Below are 18,740 nucleotides of genomic sequence, written 5' to 3'. Positions count from 1 at the left end.
GCAACAAAGAGACTGGTTTGGAACCCGTCCGACCATGAACAAGATTGGTTAATGCTTCGTCACCGCTTGCGCATGACCCCGAAAATCGGACGCGGTTTGCGCTCTTATCATAGGCAGAACAAACGTGCTGCAGCATCCCTTTGCGCGCCACCCGGCGTCGAAGACGGTCGTCAGGTGTCGGAAGCGGATGTTTCCTTCTGCTTTTTGGTTGCAAATGATGTCAGCGCGGACAGGAAATCGCCCATGCCGGGCCGCCTCGCGGCGCTGAAGGGCAGGGGCCTTGCGGTCTCCATCGCAGCAATGCCGATGCGCGCCGTCATCATGCCGTTGACGACGCCTTCGCCAAGTTTTGCCGAGAGCCGGGCGGCAAGGCCATGGCCGACGATCTGCTGCACGAAACTGTCGCCGACGGCAATCGAGCCGGTCACCGCCAGATGGGCGAGAACGCTGCGTGCCAGCCGGAAGAACCCCAGCGTGCCCGGCCGGCCGCCATAAAGCACCGACAGGCGGCGAATCAGCCGGCCGGCTTCGAACACGACATAGGCGACGTCGACCAGAGCGCGAGGGCTGACCGCCGTCACCAGCGACACACGCTTTGCCGCTTCGAGGATCATCACCTTGGCGCGCGCATCGAGGGGGCCGAGGATTTCGGTCTCGGCCAGGCGCACCAGATTGCCGCCGTCGATGATCTCGTCGCGCAAGTCTGCCAGGGCGCGTCTGCCGGCCGCGGTTTCGGGCTTGGCCGCGACAAAGGCCGACAATTCGTCGACCACGGCGCGAGCGGCTTTCGGATCGTCGCGGGCGATGGCGTCGAGCGCCCGCTTCTGCAGCTTTTCGACCTCGGCGAGGCGCGCGATCGCCAGGAACTCGCGGGCAAGGATGACCAGGAGCGCGAGCAGCGCGATCACGGCCATGCCGGCGGCCAGCCAGCCCAGCCATTCGGCACGGGCAAACAGATCGCGAATCAGCTGGTCGGTCCAAAGGCCGAGGGCCAGCGAAACCAGAACGCCCAATGCTCCGAAAAACAGGCTGCCTGATATCGAGCGCTGCCTCGGCGCGGTCGCCGGCGGCGGTTCGGCGGCGATGATGTCCGGCTCGTCGAAAACGTCGATTTCCGCCGGCGTGACGACGGCAAGGTCAGCGTTCACGGTGCGTGGTTTTCTGGCCGCAGCGGTGTCGGGCTGGCGCAAGGCCGCCTGTTGCTTTGGCGGGGCTTCCGGCTCGATGCGAAATGCCGCCGGCTTGCGGGGCGCGGTCATGCCAGGTGATCTCCGATCAGGAACTGCAGGGCGCGGTCGAGCCTGATATGCGGCAGCGACAGCGTGACGCCTTCGGCAGTGCGTTCGAGTTTTGGCGGGCGAAAGCGCACGAAGCGGATCGCCGGATCCTCATTGCCCTGCCGATGGCCTGGGCTCTGCCGATGGCTCGGGTTCTGCTGACGCTCTGGTCCGGAGACATCGAACACTGCATCAATTTTCTCCGGCAAGTCACCGGGAAATATGGCTGTTTCTGTTCTTCCATCAAATGTTTCGCCGTTGATCTTTTCACCTTTCAACGGTGTGCCGATGATGACCGGCAGCGTTTCACGGCCTTGCTTGACCGTGCCTTCCCGGGTCGCTCGCACCGCCGCCAGGGCGACCACGTCGACATCGGCGCCGGTGAAATTCGCCCGCGCCACGGCGCGGTCGGCGAGCCGCCGCACGATCGCCTGCAGCCGGTCATGGCTTTCGTGATGCAGATGGTCCGCCTTTGTCGCCGCCACCAATATGCGGTCGATGCGCCTTGAAAAAAAGTCGGTCAGGAAATTGCCGCGGCCGGGGCGAAAACAGGCGAGGATTTCGGTCACCGCACGTTCGAGATCGGCCATTGCGCCGGGTCCCGCATTCAAGGCCTGCAAGGCGTCTATCACAACGATCTGACGGTCGAGGCGCGTGATGTGCTCCCGGAAGAACGGCTTTACGACATGCGTCCGGTAGGCCTCATAGCGCCGCTCCATCATCGCCTGAAGCGACCCGGGCCGCGCCCGCCGCTCGCTCAGGCCCGGCAGCGGCGCGAAGGTCAGCGCCGGTGAGCCCTCAAGGTCGCCGGGCATCAGGAAACGGCCGGGTGGCAGGGTCGAAAGCGCCCGCTCGTCGAGCTTGCATGCCTTGAGATATGCGGCGAAGCTCTCGGCGAGGCGTCGCGCCGTCATCTCATCGGCGTCGGCATTCGGGTCGATTGCGGCGGAGAGCGCGCGCCATTCCTGCGAAAGGTCGGCGCGCACCGGCAGCACGGCCATGTCAAAGGCTTCGCGTGAGAAATCAGAGTAGGATTTCCCGAGCAGCGGCAGGTCAAGCAGCCATTCCCCAGGATAGTCGACGATATCGACCGACAATCTGCCTGATGAGAACATGCGGCTCCAGCCGGAGGCCGATTCATATTCGATGGTAAGCCTCAGCTCGGAAATGGCACGTGTCGAATCCGGCCACAGGCGGTCGTTGACCAGGGCTGCGATGTGGTCCTCGTACTGGAATCGCGGCACGGCGTCATCGGGTTGCTCTTCGAGAAAGGCACGGGCGATACGCCCCGATTTCTGCGCCTCGAACAGCGGCAACCGCCCGCCATGGATCAGATTGTGGACAAAGGCTGAGATGAACACCGTCTTGCCGGCGCGGGAGAGGCCGGTAACACCCAGCCGCAGCGATGGCGAAAAAAGCCCGGTAGCGCGCCCCGACAGCGTATCCAGGGCAATCTTCGCCTCGTCGGTGAAAGTGGTCAGCGATGATGCCAAAATGCGGTCTCTCGGGGCTTCGGTCCGCCCCGATATAGGCGCTGCCGGCTAGTGTGGCGAATCCGAAATTCGCGGTACCTTGGAGCATCGCAGTGAGCGAATTTCGGATTCTAAGTCACACTGGCAAACCATCGTTTCTAGCGTGGTTTTGGATTTGAAGTTCCTGAACGCTGACGCCATTGAAGTGGCAGGAACGTCAAATCCACCACGCTACGTTTGAAATGGCGTCAGAGATCGGCCGGCGACAGGAAGGCTTCGAGATAGCCGGTGCCTTGCGCGGCGTTGGCAAGACTGCCTGGAAAACGCACGACCGCGAGGCCGGAGGTCGGGAAGCCGTGGTTCAGCATTCCCCTGGCGACCTCCTCGCCATCGCCCGAAAGCGCGATGGTGAGATCTTCCGTCATCGGATTGTGGCCGACGACGAGCAGCGAGCCTGGCCCGCCATTGCCGCGGATGAGGTTGAGATAGCCGGCGGCATCCTCGCTGTAGAGCGTCTCCAGGAACAGGACCCGGCCCGTATCGGTGTGACCGGCAAGGCCTTCAAGCGTTTGGCGCGCTCGCTTTGCATTCGAGCAAAGGGTCAGGTCCGGAATGTAGTTGCAGGCCCGCATGACCGCACCCATCGTTTCGGCGTCGGCGACGCCGGATGCGTCGAGTGGACGATCGAAATCGCGCATGCCCGGCAGGGCCCATCCGGCCTTCGCATGCCTCAGCAGATAAAGCTTGCTCACCGGTCCCTCGCTTGTGCCAAACACCGAAACTCGTCAAAAGGCGCTGCGGGATTAGTCATGAGAAACGCCTTGCGCACAATGGCCGGCGCCCTACAAACCTAACGAATCATACGCGAATTCGGTCGCGCCCTTCATGCGAATGATGCAGCCCATGGCGTATTGGCCGAGATTAACAATTGCGTGAATCAGTCGTCGATTGCGCTTGTGCAGCATTCGGTCCGTGAATATATAGGCGCCAAATTTGGGGCTGTCTGGGTGAGTCGAATGAACGACATCGTTACCGCCGATTACGTACCCTCCGAAGACGAGCCGTTCATGAACGAGCGGCAGAAATCCTACTTTCGCCTGAAGCTCGTCACCTGGAAGAACGACATACTGCGCGAAGCGCGCGAAACTCTCGAAATCCTGCAGCAGGAAAACGCCAACCACCCCGATCTCGCCGATCGCGCCTCTTCGGAAACCGACCGCGCCATCGAACTTCGTGCCCGCGATCGCCAGCGGAAACTCATTTCAAAGATCGATTCTGCGCTTCAGCGCATCGATGAAGGCACTTACGGCTATTGTGAGGAAACCGGCGAGCCGATCGCGCTGAAGCGGCTCGATGCGCGTCCGATCGCGACCCTGTCGATCGAGGCGCAGGAGCGCCACGAACGCCGCGAGAAGGTCTACCGCGACGACTGAAGCACGGGCGAAGCGTCTAAAACGCAGCCAATAGCGAATTTGTCATGGCCGGTCTCCGGCCATTTTTTGTTGGCTGTTGGCCGGTTATCTCTTCTGGCTGGACAACTCGCCGAGAAGCTTCGTCATCTCGTCATCGAGAGACGACGGCGCTTTCGCCGCCGGCTTGCTCTCCGGCTTGGCGGGGTGCGGGTCATCAAACGGGACCTCGAGCTCCCTCATCAGCGTATCGTCGATGGAATCCTCTTTTGCCGGGGAATTCGGCTTTGCCGGGGAATCCTGTCTTGCCGGCGATGGCGCGTACCGAACAGCATTGGTGTAGGCGGGCAGCGGCGTGATGGTCGCCGATTGAGGGCTTTGCGCTGCTGGTCTCGGCGCCGGTGCGGGCTGATGCGGCCGGACAGGCGTTGGGGCCGTGCTTGCCGGCGGCGGAGACGGTGCTTGCCTCACTGGCGCGGGAGCCGGTTGCGGCGCGCGCGGCGGCGGTGCCGGCTGATGGCCGCCGCCATCTCCGGTCAGTGCAGGACGGCGTAGCGCCGACAGCCTGATGTCGCGTTCGACGACGACGTCGGTCGGGCCGCCGATCAGCAGCAGGTGCTCGATATCGTCGCGGCGCACCAGCACCAACCGGCGGTGACTGTCGACTGCGGTGGCGTCCATCACGGCCAGCCGCGTCTTGCGGTTCCTGCCGCCGGCAACGAATGTTCCAAAAGTCAGATTGCGGACCAGCTTGATGATGAGGAGAACAATGACCACAAGGACAAGCGCGACAAAGGTCCACAGGATCGCCGCGGCATAACCGGGACCCGCCACGCTATCCAGCCACTGCAGCATTGGTGCACCCAAAATCAGCTTTCGAAGAAGACGCGACACTAGACTGTTGCGGCACGCGACTGCAAGTTACGTTTCGCGCTTCGTGAACAGCTTGAAACACCCATGTGGTGGATTTCAAGCTCCTGCGAATTGAGGGCGTCAGCGTCCCCACTTCAATCCACGACGCTGGATTTTCAGCAAGTTGCTGGCGTGATGAATCCGAAATTCGCTCGCGTCGGACCAGGAATGATGCGAATTTCGGATTCGCCGACCAGGCGCCGAACGGGTGTCATTTTTAGCGGACAGTTGCCGCCAAGGCCTTTTCCGGACCCTGAGAATGTGATTCAACCGGGCAGGGCAAGTACCGGAATTCACGAGCAGGGGGCACATGGCCAAGGAAGCGCGCGGCGATTTCTATCCGGTACCGATCGTCGACCAGAACACGCGACCGGGCGCGGTCACCCGGCTCATCGTATTCATCGTTGTGCTGACAGGGGCGGCGATCGTTTTCGGCCTTTTCCGAGAACGTCTTGGCGATCCATTCCTGCTTGGAATGCTTGGCGTGCTGGCGATGATCGGTGTCGGCTTCCTGTTCGCCACCGCCATCGGCTTCGTGCAGATCACACCGCGCTCGACGAGTGACGAGCTGTCGAAGGCCTTCGTCGATTCAATGTCGCAAGGCCTTCTGGTCACCGACACCAAGGGTCGTGTCGTCTACGCCAATCGGGCCTATGCCGACATGACGGGCGCGGCTTCTGCGGCGGATCTAAAGACCGTCGAAGGGTTGCTGTCCGATGTTCCCGAGGCCTCGGTGACCATATACCGGCTCGCCTCCGGCCTGCGCGACGGCCAGCCCGGCGACGGTGAGTTTCGCCTTGCCCAATCCATTCGACCCGGCGCCGAGCCGGGCGCGCGCTGGTACCGTGTCCGCGCCCGCGCATTCAGCGTTCCGGGCCAGCGGCTGCCCTTGCTCGCCTGGCAACTCGCCGACATCTCGAAAGAACGGGCCGAGCAGGAGCGCTTCTTCCTTGATCTGCAGGAGGCCATCGACCATCTCGACCATGCGCCTGCCGGCTTCTTTTCGGCCGACCAGGAAGGCCGCGTCACCTACATCAACGCCACGCTTGCGGAGTGGCTGGGCATCGACCTGACGAGCTTCACGCCTGGTGCCGTCACGCTTGCGGAGATCGTCGCTGGCGACGGCATGGCGCTGGTCCGCTCGGTCAAGGCCGATCCCGGCACCACCCGCAATGCGGTCATCGATCTCGATCTGACGACAGTGAAGGGCGAGGCGCTGCCCGTGCGTTTCATGCATCGGGTTTCGGCCAGCCGCGAGGGCGCCAACGGTCCGACGCGCACCATCGTGCTCAACCGGACGCAAGGCGAGGACGCTTCCGCCGATCTGCGCGCCTCGGAGATCCGCTTCACCCGCTTCTTCAATTCGACGCCGATGGCAATAGCGGCTGTCGACAACCGCGGGCGCATCCTGCGCACCAACGCGCCTTTCCTGTCGCTGTTTTCCTCCGTCGTCGACGGGGACGCGGTCGATCGGCGCGTGCGGCTGGACACGGTGATCCATGAGCGCGACCGCCCCGCCTTTGCCGCGGCGTTCGAAAAAGCGCGACAACGGCAGGCCGATATCGAACCGATCGATACGCTGCTGCCCGGCAATGAAGAACGGCACATGCGCTTCTACGTTAACGCGGTTGCCGACGGCACCGGCGAGGGCGCCGAAGAATCGGCCATCGTCTACGCCGTCGAGACCACCGAGCAGAAGGCGCTCGAGGGCCAGATGGCGCAAAGCCAGAAGATGCAGGCGGTCGGCCAGCTTGCCGGCGGCATCGCACACGACTTCAACAATGTGCTGACCGCCATCATCATGGCGTCGGACCTGTTGTTGACCAACCACCGCCCGTCGGACCCGTCCTTCCCCGACATCATGAACATCAAGCAGAACGCCAACCGGGCGGCCTCGCTGGTGCGGCAGCTTCTGGCCTTCTCGCGCAAGCAGACGCTGCGGCCGGAGGTGCTCAACCTGACCGACGTGCTTGCCGATCTGCGGATGCTGCTGGCCCGTCTGGTCGGCAACGACATCAAGCTGAAGGTCGATCATGGCCGCGATCTGTGGCCGGTGAAGGTCGACATCGGGCAGTTCGAGCAGGTGGTGGTCAACCTGGCGGTCAATGCGCGCGATGCGATGCCGAACGGCGGCGAACTCACCGTGCGCACCCGCAACGTGACCACACAGGAGAGCAAGAGCCTTCCCTACCGCGAACTTGCGCCTGCCGATTATGTGGTGGTCGAAGTTGAAGACACCGGCAGCGGCATCGCCCCCGAAGTGCTCAAGAAGATTTTCGAACCCTTCTTCACCACCAAGGAGGTCGGCAAGGGCACCGGCCTCGGCCTGTCGATGGTCTATGGCATCATCAAGCAGACAGGCGGCTTCATCTTCTGCGAGTCCGAGGTCGACAAAGGATCGGTGTTCCGCATCTTCCTGCCGCGCTACATTGCTGAGGCGAGAACGGCAGGCGAGCCCGGCGAGGCGCCGGCTGCACCGGCAAAGGTCGCCGACGCAGCCAAGGACCTGTCAGGTTCGGCCACGGTGCTGCTCGTCGAGGACGAGGATGCCGTGCGCATGGGCGGCATGCGGGCGCTGACGTCGCGCGGTTACACCGTCCACGAAGCGTCCTCGGGCGTCGAGGCGCTGGAAATCTTCGAGGCGCTCGGCGGCAAGATCGACATTGTCGTTTCCGATGTGGTGATGCCTGAGATGGATGGGCCGACGCTGCTTGGCGAATTGCGCAAGCGGCAGCCGGACATCAAATTCGTCTTCGTTTCCGGCTACGCGGAGGACGCGTTCGCCAAGAACCTGCCGGCAGACGCGCATTTCGGTTTCCTGCCGAAGCCGTTTTCGCTTAAGCAACTGGCCACAATCGTCAAGGACGTGCTGGAATCTTAATGCATGTCGCGCAAAAGTGTGCAGCGGTTTTGCGATAACGACATGCACAAACAACAACCTAAAGCGCGCCGTGGCCGGTCAAATGCGACGCGCTTTAGGCCTCACTAATTCGCACTTGCGAAATGGCGTGAGACTGCCATGATTATGGGGCCAAACAGACGGCGGGTTTTGGGGGAGCATGCCGTGACGCCGCACAACGAGGCAGGCAAGGGTGATTATGCGGCAACAGTGCTGTTGCCGGGCGATCCGCAGCGTGCCGAATGGATGGCGGAAACCTTTCTCGAGGCGCCGCGCTGCGTCAACCGTCGAAGGCAGGCCCTCGGTTTTACCGGCCTGTTTCGCGGCAAGCCCGTCAGCATCCAGTCCACCGGCATCGGCGTCTCGTCATTCCTGATCTACGCCCATGAATTGCTGGACTTCCATGGCGTGAGGACACTGATCCGCACCGGCACCTGTGGTGCCCTGACTGCCGCAGTCAAACTGCGCAGTTTAGTGATCTCGCAAGCGGTGCGGGGTGAAAGTGCCGAGAGCGGCCAGGTTTTTGGGCTTTATGGTGCTGATGCCGGCCCCGATCCGGATCTGGTTTCCCAAGCCCTGGCCCGGGCTGCCGAAATCGGCATCGAACATCAGGTCGGGCTGACCATCTGCAGCGACATATTCTATCATCCCCGGGGGCGCGACCGCTTCGCCGAAGCGCAGGCACAGGGCGCGCTGGCCGTGGATATGGAGACCAGCGCGCTCTATCGCATCGCCGCGCATTTCGGCGCCAGGGCCTTGTCGATGCTGACTGTCGTCGACAATGTGGTGACCGGCGAGCAAACCGATTATTCCGAACGCCAGGCGCTCTTCACCGATATGACCCGCCTGGCGCTCGATGTCGCGATCGAAAGTTAAGCTGCCTGCCGCTTCGGCGCCGTGTGTTCTTCGATGCCGAGCCGATGGCCGCGCAGATAGAGAGCACAGGTCGTGCGCAGCATCGAGGCGAAGTTCGGAATCTGGCCATTGATCTCGATGGCCTCGTCATAAAGCTTCGAGATGAATTTCGGCGTCGTCAGGCCCTGGCTGTCGGCGATCTCGTCGAGCAATGCCCAGAACGTCGCCTCGAGTTGGATGCTGGTCGAATGCCCGTCGATACGAATCGACCGGTTGATCTGCCGGTAGCCCTCCGGATCCTGCCCGGCAAAAACCCTGCACATCGTTACCTCCCGTTCTTATTGATCTGGCCGTTTTTATTGATTTTGGGCGCAATCAGCAGTGATTCGCGCCTTTGGCAGTGCCTTGTCGTGGCCAATTATCTTCAGCTGGAAAGCGGAAAACAGCAATCGGACTTTCGTCCTTAGGCGGTTTTCCCCGTCGTTAGATTAGCGCGTGGTAATCGGCTGCCACCACGTTTGCCGCAACCCGCGCATAATCACGCCGACGCGCACATCGCGCTTACCGCACGGAGTGTCATTTGGCGAAGGCGATCCACACCATGATCCGGGTTCTCGACGAGGCCCGGTCCGTCGACTTCTACCGGAAAGCGTTTGGACTGGACGTCGCCGAACGGCTCGATTTCGAAACCTTTACGCTCGTCTATCTGAGCAATGCCGAGGCGGAGCTCGAGGTCGAGCTCACCGTCAACAAGGGCCGCCAGGAGCCTTATGCGCTCGGCGACGGCTACGGCCATCTCGCGGTTTCGGTCGCCGATCTGGACAGCGAGCATGACCGGCTCGGCGCGCTTGGCCTGAACCCGAAGAAGATCGTCGAGTTCAACCGCGACGGAGCGCTACTCGCACGCTTCTTCTTCATCGAGGATCCCGATGGCTTCAAAATCGAGGTGCTGCAGCGTCGGGGCCGGTTCAAATAGGAGATACGACGGCCGCGCCGGCCAGCGCGGCGCCAGCCAGGGCACCTTCGGGTGCAGACAGCAAGCAAGGGAGGAACAATTGGTCACAATTTATGAGAGCAAGCCGGTCCATGAAACGAAGCCAGTTCTATCGCGCCGCGAGCTACTGAAGCGCGGCGGTGTCGGCGCGCTGCTGGTCATTTCAGGCAGTGCCGTCATCAGCCCGCAACATGCCTGGGGTCTCGAAACATCCGCGCTCAAGCCCGAAACCATGGCGACCCTGATCCAGATGGCGCGCGACATCTACCCGCACGACCAAGTGCCTGACAAATATTACGCAATCGCCGTCAAGGCGCACGATGAGCAGGCCGGCAAGGACCCTGCCCACAAGGACCTTATCGAAAAGGGCATCGCCGATCTCGACCTGAAATCGGGCAAGGACGGCTACACCGGTCTCGGCTGGGAGGAGCAGCGCGTTGCGGTGCTCAGGGCTATCGAGGACACGCCGTTCTTCCAGGCCGTCCGCGGCGGGCTTGTCGTCGGCCTCTACAACCAGAAGGAGGTCTGGCCGATCTTCGGCTACGAGGGCGAATCCTACTCCAAGGGCGGCTACATGGCGCGCGGGTTCGACGACATCGAGTGGCTCTGAGCCCGATCGTCGCAACCGCACACAGACATCAATGGGAGGAAACCTTGGCAGCACCATTTGATCTCAACAACGACGGCGTGGTCGTCATCATCGGCTCGGGCGCCGGCGGCGGCACGCTCGGCAATGAACTTGCGCAGAAGGGCATCGATGTCGTCATGCTGGAGGCGGGCGCCCGTCACGAATACGAAGATTTCATCAATGACGAGTGGGGTTCATTCGCCCAACTCGCGTGGACGGACAAGCGCACAACCTCGGGCGACTGGCGGGTGGCGAAGGATTTCCCCAACCTACCGGCATGGATCGTCAAGGCGGTCGGCGGCTCGACCACGCACTGGGCAGGCGCCTCGCTGCGCTTTCAGGAGCACGAATTCAAAACGCTTTCGACCTATGGAAAACTGGAAGGCGCGAACCTGCTCGACTGGCCGATCACGCTTGCCGAGCTCGAGCCCTACTACGCAAAGGCCGAAGACAAGCTCGGCGTGACGCTCACAAACAATATCCCGGGCCTTCCCGGCAACAACAACTTCAAGGTGATGAAGGCCGGCGCCGACAAGCTCGGCTACAAGGAGTGCCACACCGGCCGGATGGCAATCAATTCCGAGCCGCGCGACGACCGCAATGCCTGCCAGCAGACCGGCTTCTGCTTCCAGGGCTGCAAATGGGGCGCCAAATGGTCGACGCTCTACAGCGAAATTCCCAAGGGCGAGGCGACCGGCCATCTCGAGGTCAGGCCGAATGCCATGGCCATCAAGATCAACCACGATGCGTCGGGCAAGGTAACCGGGGTCGTCTATGCCGACAAGGACGGCAGACTGAGGGAACAGAAGGCCCGCATCGTCGCGGTCGCCGGAAATTCGATCGAGAGCCCGCGGCTGCTGCTCAATTCGGCATCGAGCCAGTTTCCCGACGGCCTTGCCAATTCGTCGGGGCAGGTCGGCAAGAACTACATGCGCCACACCACCGGCTCGGTCTACGGCATCTTCGACAAGCCGGTGCATATGTATCGCGGCACCACCATGGCCGGTATCATCCGCGATGAGGCCCGCAACGATCCCTCGCGCGGCTTCGTCGGCGGCTACGAGCTCGAGACGCTGTCGCTCGGCCTGCCGTTCATGGCCGCCTTCCTCAATCCCGGCGGTTGGGGGCGTTCCTTCACCACGGCGCTCGACCACTACGACCACATGGCCGGCATGTGGATCGTCGGCGAGGACATGCCGCGCCAGGAAAACCGCATCACGCTGCATGCCGATATCAAGGACGCGCACGGCATGCCGGTGGCGGACGTCCATTTCGACGACCATGCCAACGACACGGCGATGCGCAATCACGCCTACAAGCAGGGCTCGGCGCTCTACGAGGCGGTCGGGGCGACGCGGACCTTCCCGACGCCACCCTATCCGTCGACCCACAATCTCGGCACCAATCGGATGAGCGAGAAGGCGGCCGACGGCGTCGTCAACAAGCATGGCCAGGCGCACGACATCAAGAACCTGTTCGTGTCGGATGGCAGCCAGTTCACCACGGGCGGGGCTGAAAATCCGACATTGACGATCGTGTCGCTGGCGATCCGTCAGGCCGAGTACATTGCCGGACAAATGTCGGCCAAAAGCATATAGCCATAGCCTCCCGACTGCTGCTGGCGCGGAACCTCACAAGGTTTCGCGCTTCTTCTTGCCGGCCGTTCAACGCTTCGTGCAGGTCGAGGCGGTGAAGGCGCCGTCAGGCTGCTTCATGATGATGTCGAAGGACGGGCTGGTTTGACTGTCCAGGGTGGCTTGCGTGAGCGAGATCGAGTTGCCGCCGGTCGTGTAGCCGCCCAACGGGCCCAACCAGGTGATCTCGCCATTTGCATTCATCTGATAGTTGTAGCCCTGCCGGGCGGTTCCGAAGCTCACTGGGCCGCTATAGACATTGCCCTTGACGGTGATGTCGCCAAGGCTGAGGAACATGCCAAGCAGATAGACTTCGCAGTGATAGGTGCCGTCCGGCAATTTGCCATCGGTGAAGTCGGCGCGGGCGCTGCCGGTTGCCGCAACCAGAAGCATGGTGCTGAAAATACGAGAAATCCTGGAGGTCATGCGGTCGCTCTCTTGAAGATCGATCCTGCCCCATTTTCCTGCAGCGCCGCAACGGTTCGCCGTCTTTTGCTCAAAATTCATGCATTAATTCGCGAGTGATCAAAAATTGGGCGATAGCGGGGGACTTTTTCTCAAGCAGAGCACCGGCAGCGGCGCTTATCTTTGGCGGCTAATATATTAAACGGCTGATAGGGTTAGGAAATCCAGACCCGCTTGATTTTGCTCCTGCGGTTGGCACAGCCGTTGCATGGTCTGTTCGCGATGCGATCAACCAGTCAGGGAGTTTTGAAATATGCGGGGCAGTTTCTCGACAATAACAAAAATGTTTTCGGCAGGCGCGGTCACGGCCGGCCTGCTGATGAGCGTCCCGGCCAGGGCGGCTGACGACACGATCAAGGTGGGTATCCTCCACTCGCTGTCGGGGACCATGGCGATTTCGGAGACGACGCTGAAGGACGCCATGCTGATGCTCATCGAAGAGCAGAATGCAAAGGGCGGCCTGCTCGGCAAGAAACTCGAAGCGGTCGTCGTCGATCCGGCTTCGAACTGGCCGCTGTTCGCCGAAAAGGCGCGCGAGCTGATCTCCAAGGACAAGGTCGCGGCGGTGTTCGGTTGCTGGACCTCGGTGTCGCGCAAGTCGGTGCTGCCGGTGTTCAGCGAACTCGACAACATCCTGTTCTACCCCGTCCAGTATGAGGGCGAGGAGAGCGAGCGCAACGTGTTCTACACCGGCGCAGCGCCGAACCAGCAGGCTATTCCGGCTGTCGACTATCTGATGAGCGAGGACGGCGGTTCGGTGAAGCGCTGGGTGCTTGAAGGCACCGACTACGTCTACCCGCGCACCACCAACAAGATCCTCGAAGCCTATCTGAAAGCCAAGGGCGTCGCTGCCGAAGACATCATGGTCAACTACACGCCGTTCGGCTTCTCCGATTGGCAGACCGAGGTCGCGGCGATCAAGAAGTTCGGCTCCGCCGGCAAGAAGACCGCCGTCGTCTCGACGGTCAATGGCGACGCCAACGTGCCGTTCTACAAGGAGCTTGGCAACCAGGGCGTCAAGGCCGAGGACATCCCGGTCATGGCCTTCTCGGTCGGCGAGGAAGAGCTTGCCGGTCTCGATACCGCGCCGCTCGTCGGTCATCTCGCCGCCTGGAACTATTTTCAGAGCATCGATACGCCCGAGAACGCCAAGTTCATCGCCGACTGGCACAAGTTCATCAAGAGCGACAAGCGCACCACCAACGACCCGATGGAAGCCCATTATGTCGGCTTCAACATGTGGGTGAAGGCGGTCGAGAAGGCCGGCACCACCGATCCTGACAAGGTCATCGACGCCGTGATCGGCGTCTCGGTGCCGAACCTGACCGGTGGCTATTCGACGATGATGCCGAACCATCACATCACCAAGCCGGTGCTGATCGGCGAAATCCAGGCCGATGGCCAGTTCGAGACCGTCTCGCAGACGCCTGGCCTGGTGATGGGCGACGAGTGGTCCGACTATCTGGCCGATTCGAAGGACCTGATTTCCGATTGGCGCGCGCCTCTGTCCTGCGGCAACTTCAATGTCGCCACCGGCAAATGCGGCGGCAAGGGAACCAACTGATCCTCCCGGGTCTGACGGTCGTGGATTTCTCCACGACCTGGACCGCGACGCGTCCGGGCGAACTCGTCCTCTCCTCCAGTTCGCCCGGACGCGAAGTTTCAACCCTCAAGAATCGCAGAAATCGATGATCCTCACCCGCGCGATCGGCCTGACGCTGCTGCTCCTCCTGGGGACGCTGTCGCCGTCGAACGCTGCCGAAGCGGATCTGCGCGCCATCATCGCCAAATTTGCCACTGCCTCGAATTTCTCGGCCACCGAAGCTGTCGTGCGCGAGCTGGCGGCCACCGGTGATACTGCCGTCGAACGACCGCTTGGCGCGCTTGCCGAGGGCGATCTTTACGTCCGCAAGGCCGATTCGCTGGTTTTCATCGGCAAGGCAGCTGGCGGCAGCGTTGAGCTGCTCGACCCGCTGAGCGGTGAAAAATCCGGTGACGCGGCCAAAAGCGAGATCACCAAGATCAAGGTGAACAACACGCTGCGCCGCGCCATCCGCGATGCGCTGGGCACGCTGACGCTCGGCGCAAAAGATCCGGCCGCGCGCATTGCCGCTGCCGACACCATGTTCAGGACGCCCGACGCGACAAACATCGAGCCGCTCGATGCCGCAATCGCCAGCGAGAGCGTGGCAAGCGTCAAAGCGCTGCTCGAACAGGCCCGCGCCGCATCGGTTCTGGTGTCCGACAGGCCGGAGGCCGACAAACTGGCGGCGGTCGCCCTGATCGGCGGGCGCGGCGATCGCAACGCCCTGTCCCTGCTCACCGCCGTCGAGGCCAATTCCGAAGGCGCGGTCAAGGACGCCGCGACGGCGGCGATCGCCAACATCAATTCGACGCTGGCGCTGTGGGATGCGGGCCAGAACATCTGGTACGGCATTTCGCTCGGATCGGTGCTGCTGCTGGCGGCGATCGGCCTCGCCATCACCTTTGGCGTCATGGGCGTCATCAACATGGCGCATGGCGAAATGGTGATGCTCGGCGCCTACACGACCTTTGTCGTTCAGGAGGTGATCCGAACCTCCTTTCCCGGCCTGTTCGACTGGTCGCTGGTTATCGCGCTGCCGCTCGCCTTCTCGGTCGCGGCGCTCGTCGGCCTCGTCATCGAGCGGGGCGTGATCCGTTTTCTCTACGGCCGGCCGCTGGAGACGCTGCTGGCGACATGGGGCGTCTCGCTGATCCTGCAGCAGGCCGTGCGCACCATCTTCGGGCCGACCAACCAGGAGGTCGGCAATCCGTCGTGGATGTCGGGTTCGTTCTATATCGGCCAGCTTGCGGTGACCTGGAACCGGCTCTGGATACTGGTATTCGCGCTCGGCGTGTTCGCGGTGCTGCTTTATGTGATGAAGCGCACCCCCTGGGGCCTGCAGATGCGCGCCGTCACCGCCAATCGCCGCATGGCCGCTTCGATGGGCATCAGGACGCCGTGGGTCGACGCGCTGACCTTTGCCCTGGGATCGGGCATTGCCGGCATCGCCGGTGTCGCGCTCAGCCAGATCGACAATGTCTCGCCCAATCTCGGCCGCGGCTACATCATCGACAGCTTCATGGTCGTCGTCTTCGGCGGCGTCGGCAATCTCTGGGGCACGCTGGTCGGCGCCTTCTCGCTCGGCATCGTCAACAAGTTCCTCGAACCCTATGCCGGCGCGGTCCTCGGCAAGATCGTCGTGCTGGTCCTCATCATCCTGTTCATCCAGAAACGCCCGCGCGGCCTGTTCGCGCTGAAGGGCAGGTCGGTGGAAGCATGATCACCGGACGCTTCTTCGCCGCCGGCGCCGACCGCCGCATCGCCATCACGATCTTCATCCTTCTGGCGGTCGCCATCATCGTGCCGTTGCTCAATCTTGCGGTCTCGCCGACGAGTGCGTTCTACGTGCCGTCCTATGTCGTCGCGCTCACCGGCAAGTATCTCTGCTATGCGCTGCTCGCCCTGGCGCTCGATCTCGTCTGGGGCTATTGCGGCATCCTTTCGCTCGGCCACGGCGCCTTCTTCGCGCTCGGCGGCTATGCGATGGGCATGTATCTGATGCGCCAGATCGGCTCGCGCGGCGTCTACGGCAATCCGCTGCTGCCGGACTTCATGGTGTTCCTGAATTATGGGGAACTGCCGTGGTTCTGGTACGGTTTCGACCAATTCTGGTTTGCCGCGATCATGGTGCTTGCGGTGCCTGGCCTGCTCGCCTTCGTCTTCGGCTGGTTCGCCTTCCGCAGCCGCGTCACCGGCGTCTATCTGTCGATCATCACCCAGGCGATGACCTATGCGCTGCTGCTTGCGTTTTTCCGCAACGACATGGGTTTCGGCGGCAACAACGGCTTGACCGACTTCAAGGATATTCTCGGCTACAACGTGCAGGCCGATGCGACACGCTCGGCATTGTTCGCGGCCAGCGCCATCATCCTGGCGCTCGCCGTCTTCGTCACCTGGGCGATCGTCGGTTCCAAATACGGCAAGCTGCTGATGGCGGTGCGCGACGCCGAGAGCCGCACGCGCTTTCTCGGCTGGCGGGCGGAAAACGTCAAACTGTTCGCCTTCACCGTGTCGGCTGTCATGGCCGGCATTGCCGGCGCGCTCTACGTGCCGCAGGTCGGCATCATCAATCCGGGCGAGTTCGAGCCGTCCAATTCGATCGAGGTCGTGGTATGGGCGGCCGTCGGCGGACGCGGCACCATCGTCGGGCCGATCATCGGCGCGCTCGTGGTCAATGCCGGCAAATCCTGGTTCACCGGCGTGCTGCCGGCGTTCTGGCTGTTTGCGCTGGGCGGGCTGTTCGTCGCCGTCACGCTGTTCCTGCCCAAGGGCATTGTCGGCATGTGGGATTCCTGGCGCGGCAATGCCAGGGCGCTGCGCGCAGCCTCGATCGCCGAGGAGGCCGGCACCGATCCTGACGTCCCGCCACCGCCGAAGATCGTTCGCTCGGCTGCGAGAACGCCGGGCGACTGGTCCGCATCCGGCCCCGAACCTCAGCCGGCGGAGTGAGCAATGCCGAAGAGCAACACCATCCTCTATCTCGACGGCGTCTCGGTTTCCTTCGACGGCTTTCGCGCCATCAACAATTTGTCGCTGGTGCTCGACAAGGGCGAGATGCGGGCGATCATCGGTCCGAACGGCGCCGGCAAGACCACGATGATGGACATCGTCACCGGCAAGACGCGCCCCGACTCGGGCGAGGTTTACTTCGACGGGCAGGTCGACCTGACGAAACATGACGAGGCCGAGATCGCCATGATGGGCATCGGCAGGAAATTCCAGAAGCCGACGGTGTTCGAAAGCCACACGATCGAGGACAACCTGATGCTGGCGCTGAAGGGCCCACGCTCGATCTTCCCGGCACTGTTCCATCGCCGCTCGGCGGCGGAGGCGCGGCGGATCGACGACATCCTCGGCATCATCCGGCTCGGTGACAAGCGCGACGAGCTCGCCGCCAATCTCAGCCACGGACAGAAGCAATGGCTCGAGATCGGCATGCTTTTGGCGCAGGATCCGAAGCTGCTTTTGGTCGACGAACCGGTCGCCGGCATGACCGACGCCGAAACCGAGGAGACCGCGCGGCTGCTCAGGGATATTGCCCGCGACCATTCGGTCATCGTCGTCGAGCACGACATGCATTTCGTGCGCGAGCTCGGCGTCAAGGTCACCTGCCTGCACGAAGGCTCGGTGCTGTCCGAAGGCTCGCTCGATTTCGTTTCGGCCGACGAGCGTGTCGTCGAAGTCTATCTGGGGAGATGATCATGGTCTGGCGCGTTCCGTTCCATCATTTCGATCTTTCGTTCTTCAGGCGCTGGAGAAGGCGCTGACCATGCTCGAAGTCTCCAACGCCACGCTGCACTACGGCGCCGCCCAGGCGCTGCGTGGCGTCTCGCTGAAGGCCGGCGCCGGCAAGATCACCTGCGTGCTCGGCCGCAACGGCGTCGGCAAAACCAGTTTGATGAGATCGATCGTCGGCCACCACCGGCTGACGAGCGGAAGCGTTGCCTTCGAGGGGAAGGCGCTCGACCGGAGCGCGGCGTATGATCGCGCCCGGTCGGGCATCGCATTCGTGCCGCAGGGCAGGGAGATCTTCCCGCTGCTCACCGTGCGGGAAAACCTCGAATCGGGCTTTGCGCCATTGAAACGCGCCGACCGCAACATTCCCGGCCACGTCTTCGAATTGTTCCCGGTGCTGAAGCAGATGCTCGCGCGCCGCGGCGGCGACCTTTCCGGCGGCCAGCAGCAGCAGCTTGCCATTGGCAGGGCACTGGTGATGCGGCCGAAACTGCTGGTGCTCGACGAGCCGACCGAGGGCATCCAGCCGTCGATCATCAAGGATATCGGCCGCGCCATCCGCTATCTGCGCGACCAGGCCGATATCGCTGTGCTGCTGGTCGAACAGTATCTCGATTTCTGCCGGGAACTGGCCGACGAGGTCAACATCATGGACCGCGGCCTGATCGTCCACACCGGCCCGGCCGAGGATCTCGACCGGGCGGATGTGAGGAAATTTCTTACGGTGTAGGGTTCATCCCTTCGGGGGGGGGGGGGGGGGGGGGGGGGGGGGGGGGGCGGGGCGGGCGGGGCGGGGGGGGGGGGGGGCGCGCCCGGGGGGCGGGGGGGGGGGGGGGGGGGGGCGGGGGGGGGGGGGGGGGGGGGGAGGGGTGGGG

General features: G+C 62.8%; 17 protein-coding genes. 11 read left to right on the top strand and 6 right to left on the bottom strand.

Features of this window, described 5'->3' with window-relative positions; translation table 11 throughout:
• Positions 1-170: 170 nt before the first annotated feature.
• From AC0L2A_RS08125 to AC0L2A_RS08115, 3 genes are all read right to left on the bottom strand, one after another.
• Positions 171-1,259 (bottom strand): YcjF family protein, encoded by a 1,089-nt coding sequence (locus tag AC0L2A_RS08125; protein ID WP_473608276.1) that lies wholly within the window; start codon positions 1,257-1,259, stop codon positions 171-173.
• Positions 1,256-2,770 (bottom strand): YcjX family GTP-binding protein, encoded by a 1,515-nt coding sequence (locus AC0L2A_RS08120; RefSeq protein ID WP_473608275.1) that lies wholly within the window; start codon positions 2,768-2,770, stop codon positions 1,256-1,258. Before AC0L2A_RS08120 ends, AC0L2A_RS08125 begins: the two co-directional genes overlap by 4 nt.
• A 227-nt stretch (positions 2,771-2,997) precedes the next feature.
• Positions 2,998-3,501, bottom strand: a complete 504-nt coding sequence (locus AC0L2A_RS08115) for a SixA phosphatase family protein (protein WP_473508523.1) — start codon at positions 3,499-3,501, stop codon at positions 2,998-3,000.
• A gap of 264 nt (positions 3,502-3,765) precedes the next feature.
• On the opposite strand from AC0L2A_RS08115, the gene dksA reads away from it, so the two are divergent.
• Complete coding sequence (dksA, locus tag AC0L2A_RS08110; protein ID WP_006202025.1) at positions 3,766-4,182, top strand: RNA polymerase-binding protein DksA; 417 nt, start codon at positions 3,766-3,768, stop codon at positions 4,180-4,182.
• Between the two features lie 84 nt (positions 4,183-4,266).
• Here dksA and AC0L2A_RS08105 read toward each other — a convergent pair whose 3' ends face one another.
• Positions 4,267-5,013 carry a hypothetical protein gene (locus AC0L2A_RS08105; protein ID WP_473608274.1) on the bottom strand — a complete coding sequence of 249 codons (747 nt, stop codon included), beginning with the start codon at positions 5,011-5,013 and terminating at the stop codon, positions 4,267-4,269.
• Positions 5,014-5,380: 367 nt separating this feature from the next.
• Between AC0L2A_RS08105 and cckA the strand changes: the two genes are divergently transcribed.
• Both cckA and AC0L2A_RS08095 read left to right on the top strand, forming a co-directional pair.
• Entirely contained in the window at positions 5,381-7,951 is a 2,571-nt protein-coding gene (cckA, locus tag AC0L2A_RS08100; protein WP_091593676.1) for a cell cycle histidine kinase CckA, read from the top strand.
• 183 nt (positions 7,952-8,134) lie between these two features.
• Positions 8,135-8,845, top strand: a complete 711-nt coding sequence (locus AC0L2A_RS08095) for a purine-nucleoside phosphorylase (RefSeq protein ID WP_473608272.1) — start codon at positions 8,135-8,137, stop codon at positions 8,843-8,845.
• On the opposite strand, the gene AC0L2A_RS08090 is transcribed toward AC0L2A_RS08095, so the two are convergent.
• The gene (locus tag AC0L2A_RS08090; protein ID WP_473608271.1) at positions 8,842-9,147 is read right to left on the bottom strand and encodes a ribbon-helix-helix domain-containing protein; all 306 of its coding nucleotides are present in this window, start codon (positions 9,145-9,147) and stop codon (positions 8,842-8,844) included. The genes AC0L2A_RS08095 and AC0L2A_RS08090 overlap by 4 nt on opposite strands.
• 257 nt (positions 9,148-9,404) lie before the next feature.
• Here AC0L2A_RS08090 and AC0L2A_RS08085 point away from each other — a divergent pair, with 257 nt between their 5' ends.
• The 3 genes from AC0L2A_RS08085 to AC0L2A_RS08075 all read left to right on the top strand — a co-directional run bounded on the left by AC0L2A_RS08085 (position 9,405) and on the right by AC0L2A_RS08075 (position 12,044).
• The gene (locus tag AC0L2A_RS08085; protein ID WP_473608269.1) at positions 9,405-9,800 is read left to right on the top strand and encodes a VOC family protein; all 396 of its coding nucleotides are present in this window, start codon (positions 9,405-9,407) and stop codon (positions 9,798-9,800) included.
• Between the two features lie 79 nt (positions 9,801-9,879).
• Positions 9,880-10,428 (top strand): gluconate 2-dehydrogenase subunit 3 family protein, encoded by a 549-nt coding sequence (locus AC0L2A_RS08080; protein WP_473608268.1) that lies wholly within the window; start codon positions 9,880-9,882, stop codon positions 10,426-10,428.
• 44 nt (positions 10,429-10,472) lie between these two features.
• On the top strand, positions 10,473-12,044 hold the full coding sequence (locus AC0L2A_RS08075; RefSeq protein WP_236374224.1) for a GMC family oxidoreductase: 1,572 nt from the start codon (positions 10,473-10,475) through the stop codon (positions 12,042-12,044).
• A gap of 66 nt (positions 12,045-12,110) precedes the next feature.
• Here AC0L2A_RS08075 and AC0L2A_RS08070 read toward each other — a convergent pair whose 3' ends face one another.
• A complete protein-coding gene (locus tag AC0L2A_RS08070) occupies positions 12,111-12,506 on the bottom strand; it encodes a hypothetical protein (RefSeq protein ID WP_473608319.1) in 396 nt (131 codons plus the stop codon).
• A 292-nt stretch (positions 12,507-12,798) separates the two neighbouring features.
• Here AC0L2A_RS08070 and urtA point away from each other — a divergent pair, with 292 nt between their 5' ends.
• The 5 genes from urtA (at position 12,799) to urtE (ending at position 18,595) form a co-directional block, all read left to right on the top strand.
• Entirely contained in the window at positions 12,799-14,109 is a 1,311-nt protein-coding gene (urtA, locus tag AC0L2A_RS08065; protein ID WP_473508514.1) for an urea ABC transporter substrate-binding protein, read from the top strand.
• Positions 14,110-14,233: 124 nt separating this feature from the next.
• Complete coding sequence (urtB, locus tag AC0L2A_RS08060) at positions 14,234-15,850, top strand: urea ABC transporter permease subunit UrtB (RefSeq protein WP_473608267.1); 1,617 nt, start codon at positions 14,234-14,236, stop codon at positions 15,848-15,850.
• Positions 15,847-17,079, top strand: coding sequence for an urea ABC transporter permease subunit UrtC (urtC, locus tag AC0L2A_RS08055; protein WP_473608265.1), 1,233 nt, complete (start codon positions 15,847-15,849; stop codon positions 17,077-17,079). Before urtB ends, urtC begins: the two co-directional genes overlap by 4 nt.
• A 3-nt stretch (positions 17,080-17,082) precedes the next feature.
• Positions 17,083-17,829: an urea ABC transporter ATP-binding protein UrtD gene (urtD, locus tag AC0L2A_RS08050; protein WP_473490247.1), complete on the top strand. Its 747-nt coding sequence runs from the start codon at positions 17,083-17,085 to the stop codon at positions 17,827-17,829.
• Between the two features lie 70 nt (positions 17,830-17,899).
• The gene (urtE, locus tag AC0L2A_RS08045; protein ID WP_023801155.1) at positions 17,900-18,595 is read left to right on the top strand and encodes an urea ABC transporter ATP-binding subunit UrtE; all 696 of its coding nucleotides are present in this window, start codon (positions 17,900-17,902) and stop codon (positions 18,593-18,595) included.
• The last annotated feature ends 145 nt before the right edge of the window (positions 18,596-18,740 follow it).

The sequence above is a fragment of the Mesorhizobium sp. WSM4844 genome (genome assembly GCF_055811775.1).
The sequence above is the reverse complement of the archived record's forward strand: the minus strand, read 5'-3'. Positions and strand labels throughout refer to the sequence as shown.

Excerpts from the sequence above, each read along its gene's own strand:
- AC0L2A_RS08125 (WP_473608276.1), bottom strand. The coding sequence starts at position 1,259 with ATGACCGCGCCCCGCAAGCCGGCGGCATTTCGCATCGAGCCGGAAGCC.
- dksA (WP_006202025.1), top strand. The coding sequence starts at position 3,766 with ATGAACGACATCGTTACCGCCGATTACGTACCCTCCGAAGACGAGCCG.
- AC0L2A_RS08105 (WP_473608274.1), bottom strand. The coding sequence starts at position 5,013 with ATGCTGCAGTGGCTGGATAGCGTGGCGGGTCCCGGTTATGCCGCGGCG.
- cckA (WP_091593676.1), top strand. The coding sequence starts at position 5,381 with ATGGCCAAGGAAGCGCGCGGCGATTTCTATCCGGTACCGATCGTCGAC.
- AC0L2A_RS08090 (WP_473608271.1), bottom strand. The coding sequence starts at position 9,147 with ATGTGCAGGGTTTTTGCCGGGCAGGATCCGGAGGGCTACCGGCAGATC.
- AC0L2A_RS08070 (WP_473608319.1), bottom strand. The coding sequence starts at position 12,506 with ATGACCTCCAGGATTTCTCGTATTTTCAGCACCATGCTTCTGGTTGCG.
- urtA (WP_473508514.1), top strand. The coding sequence starts at position 12,799 with ATGCGGGGCAGTTTCTCGACAATAACAAAAATGTTTTCGGCAGGCGCG.
- urtB (WP_473608267.1), top strand. The coding sequence starts at position 14,234 with ATGATCCTCACCCGCGCGATCGGCCTGACGCTGCTGCTCCTCCTGGGG.
- urtC (WP_473608265.1), top strand. The coding sequence starts at position 15,847 with ATGATCACCGGACGCTTCTTCGCCGCCGGCGCCGACCGCCGCATCGCC.
- urtD (WP_473490247.1), top strand. The coding sequence starts at position 17,083 with ATGCCGAAGAGCAACACCATCCTCTATCTCGACGGCGTCTCGGTTTCC.
- urtE (WP_023801155.1), top strand. The coding sequence starts at position 17,900 with ATGCTCGAAGTCTCCAACGCCACGCTGCACTACGGCGCCGCCCAGGCG.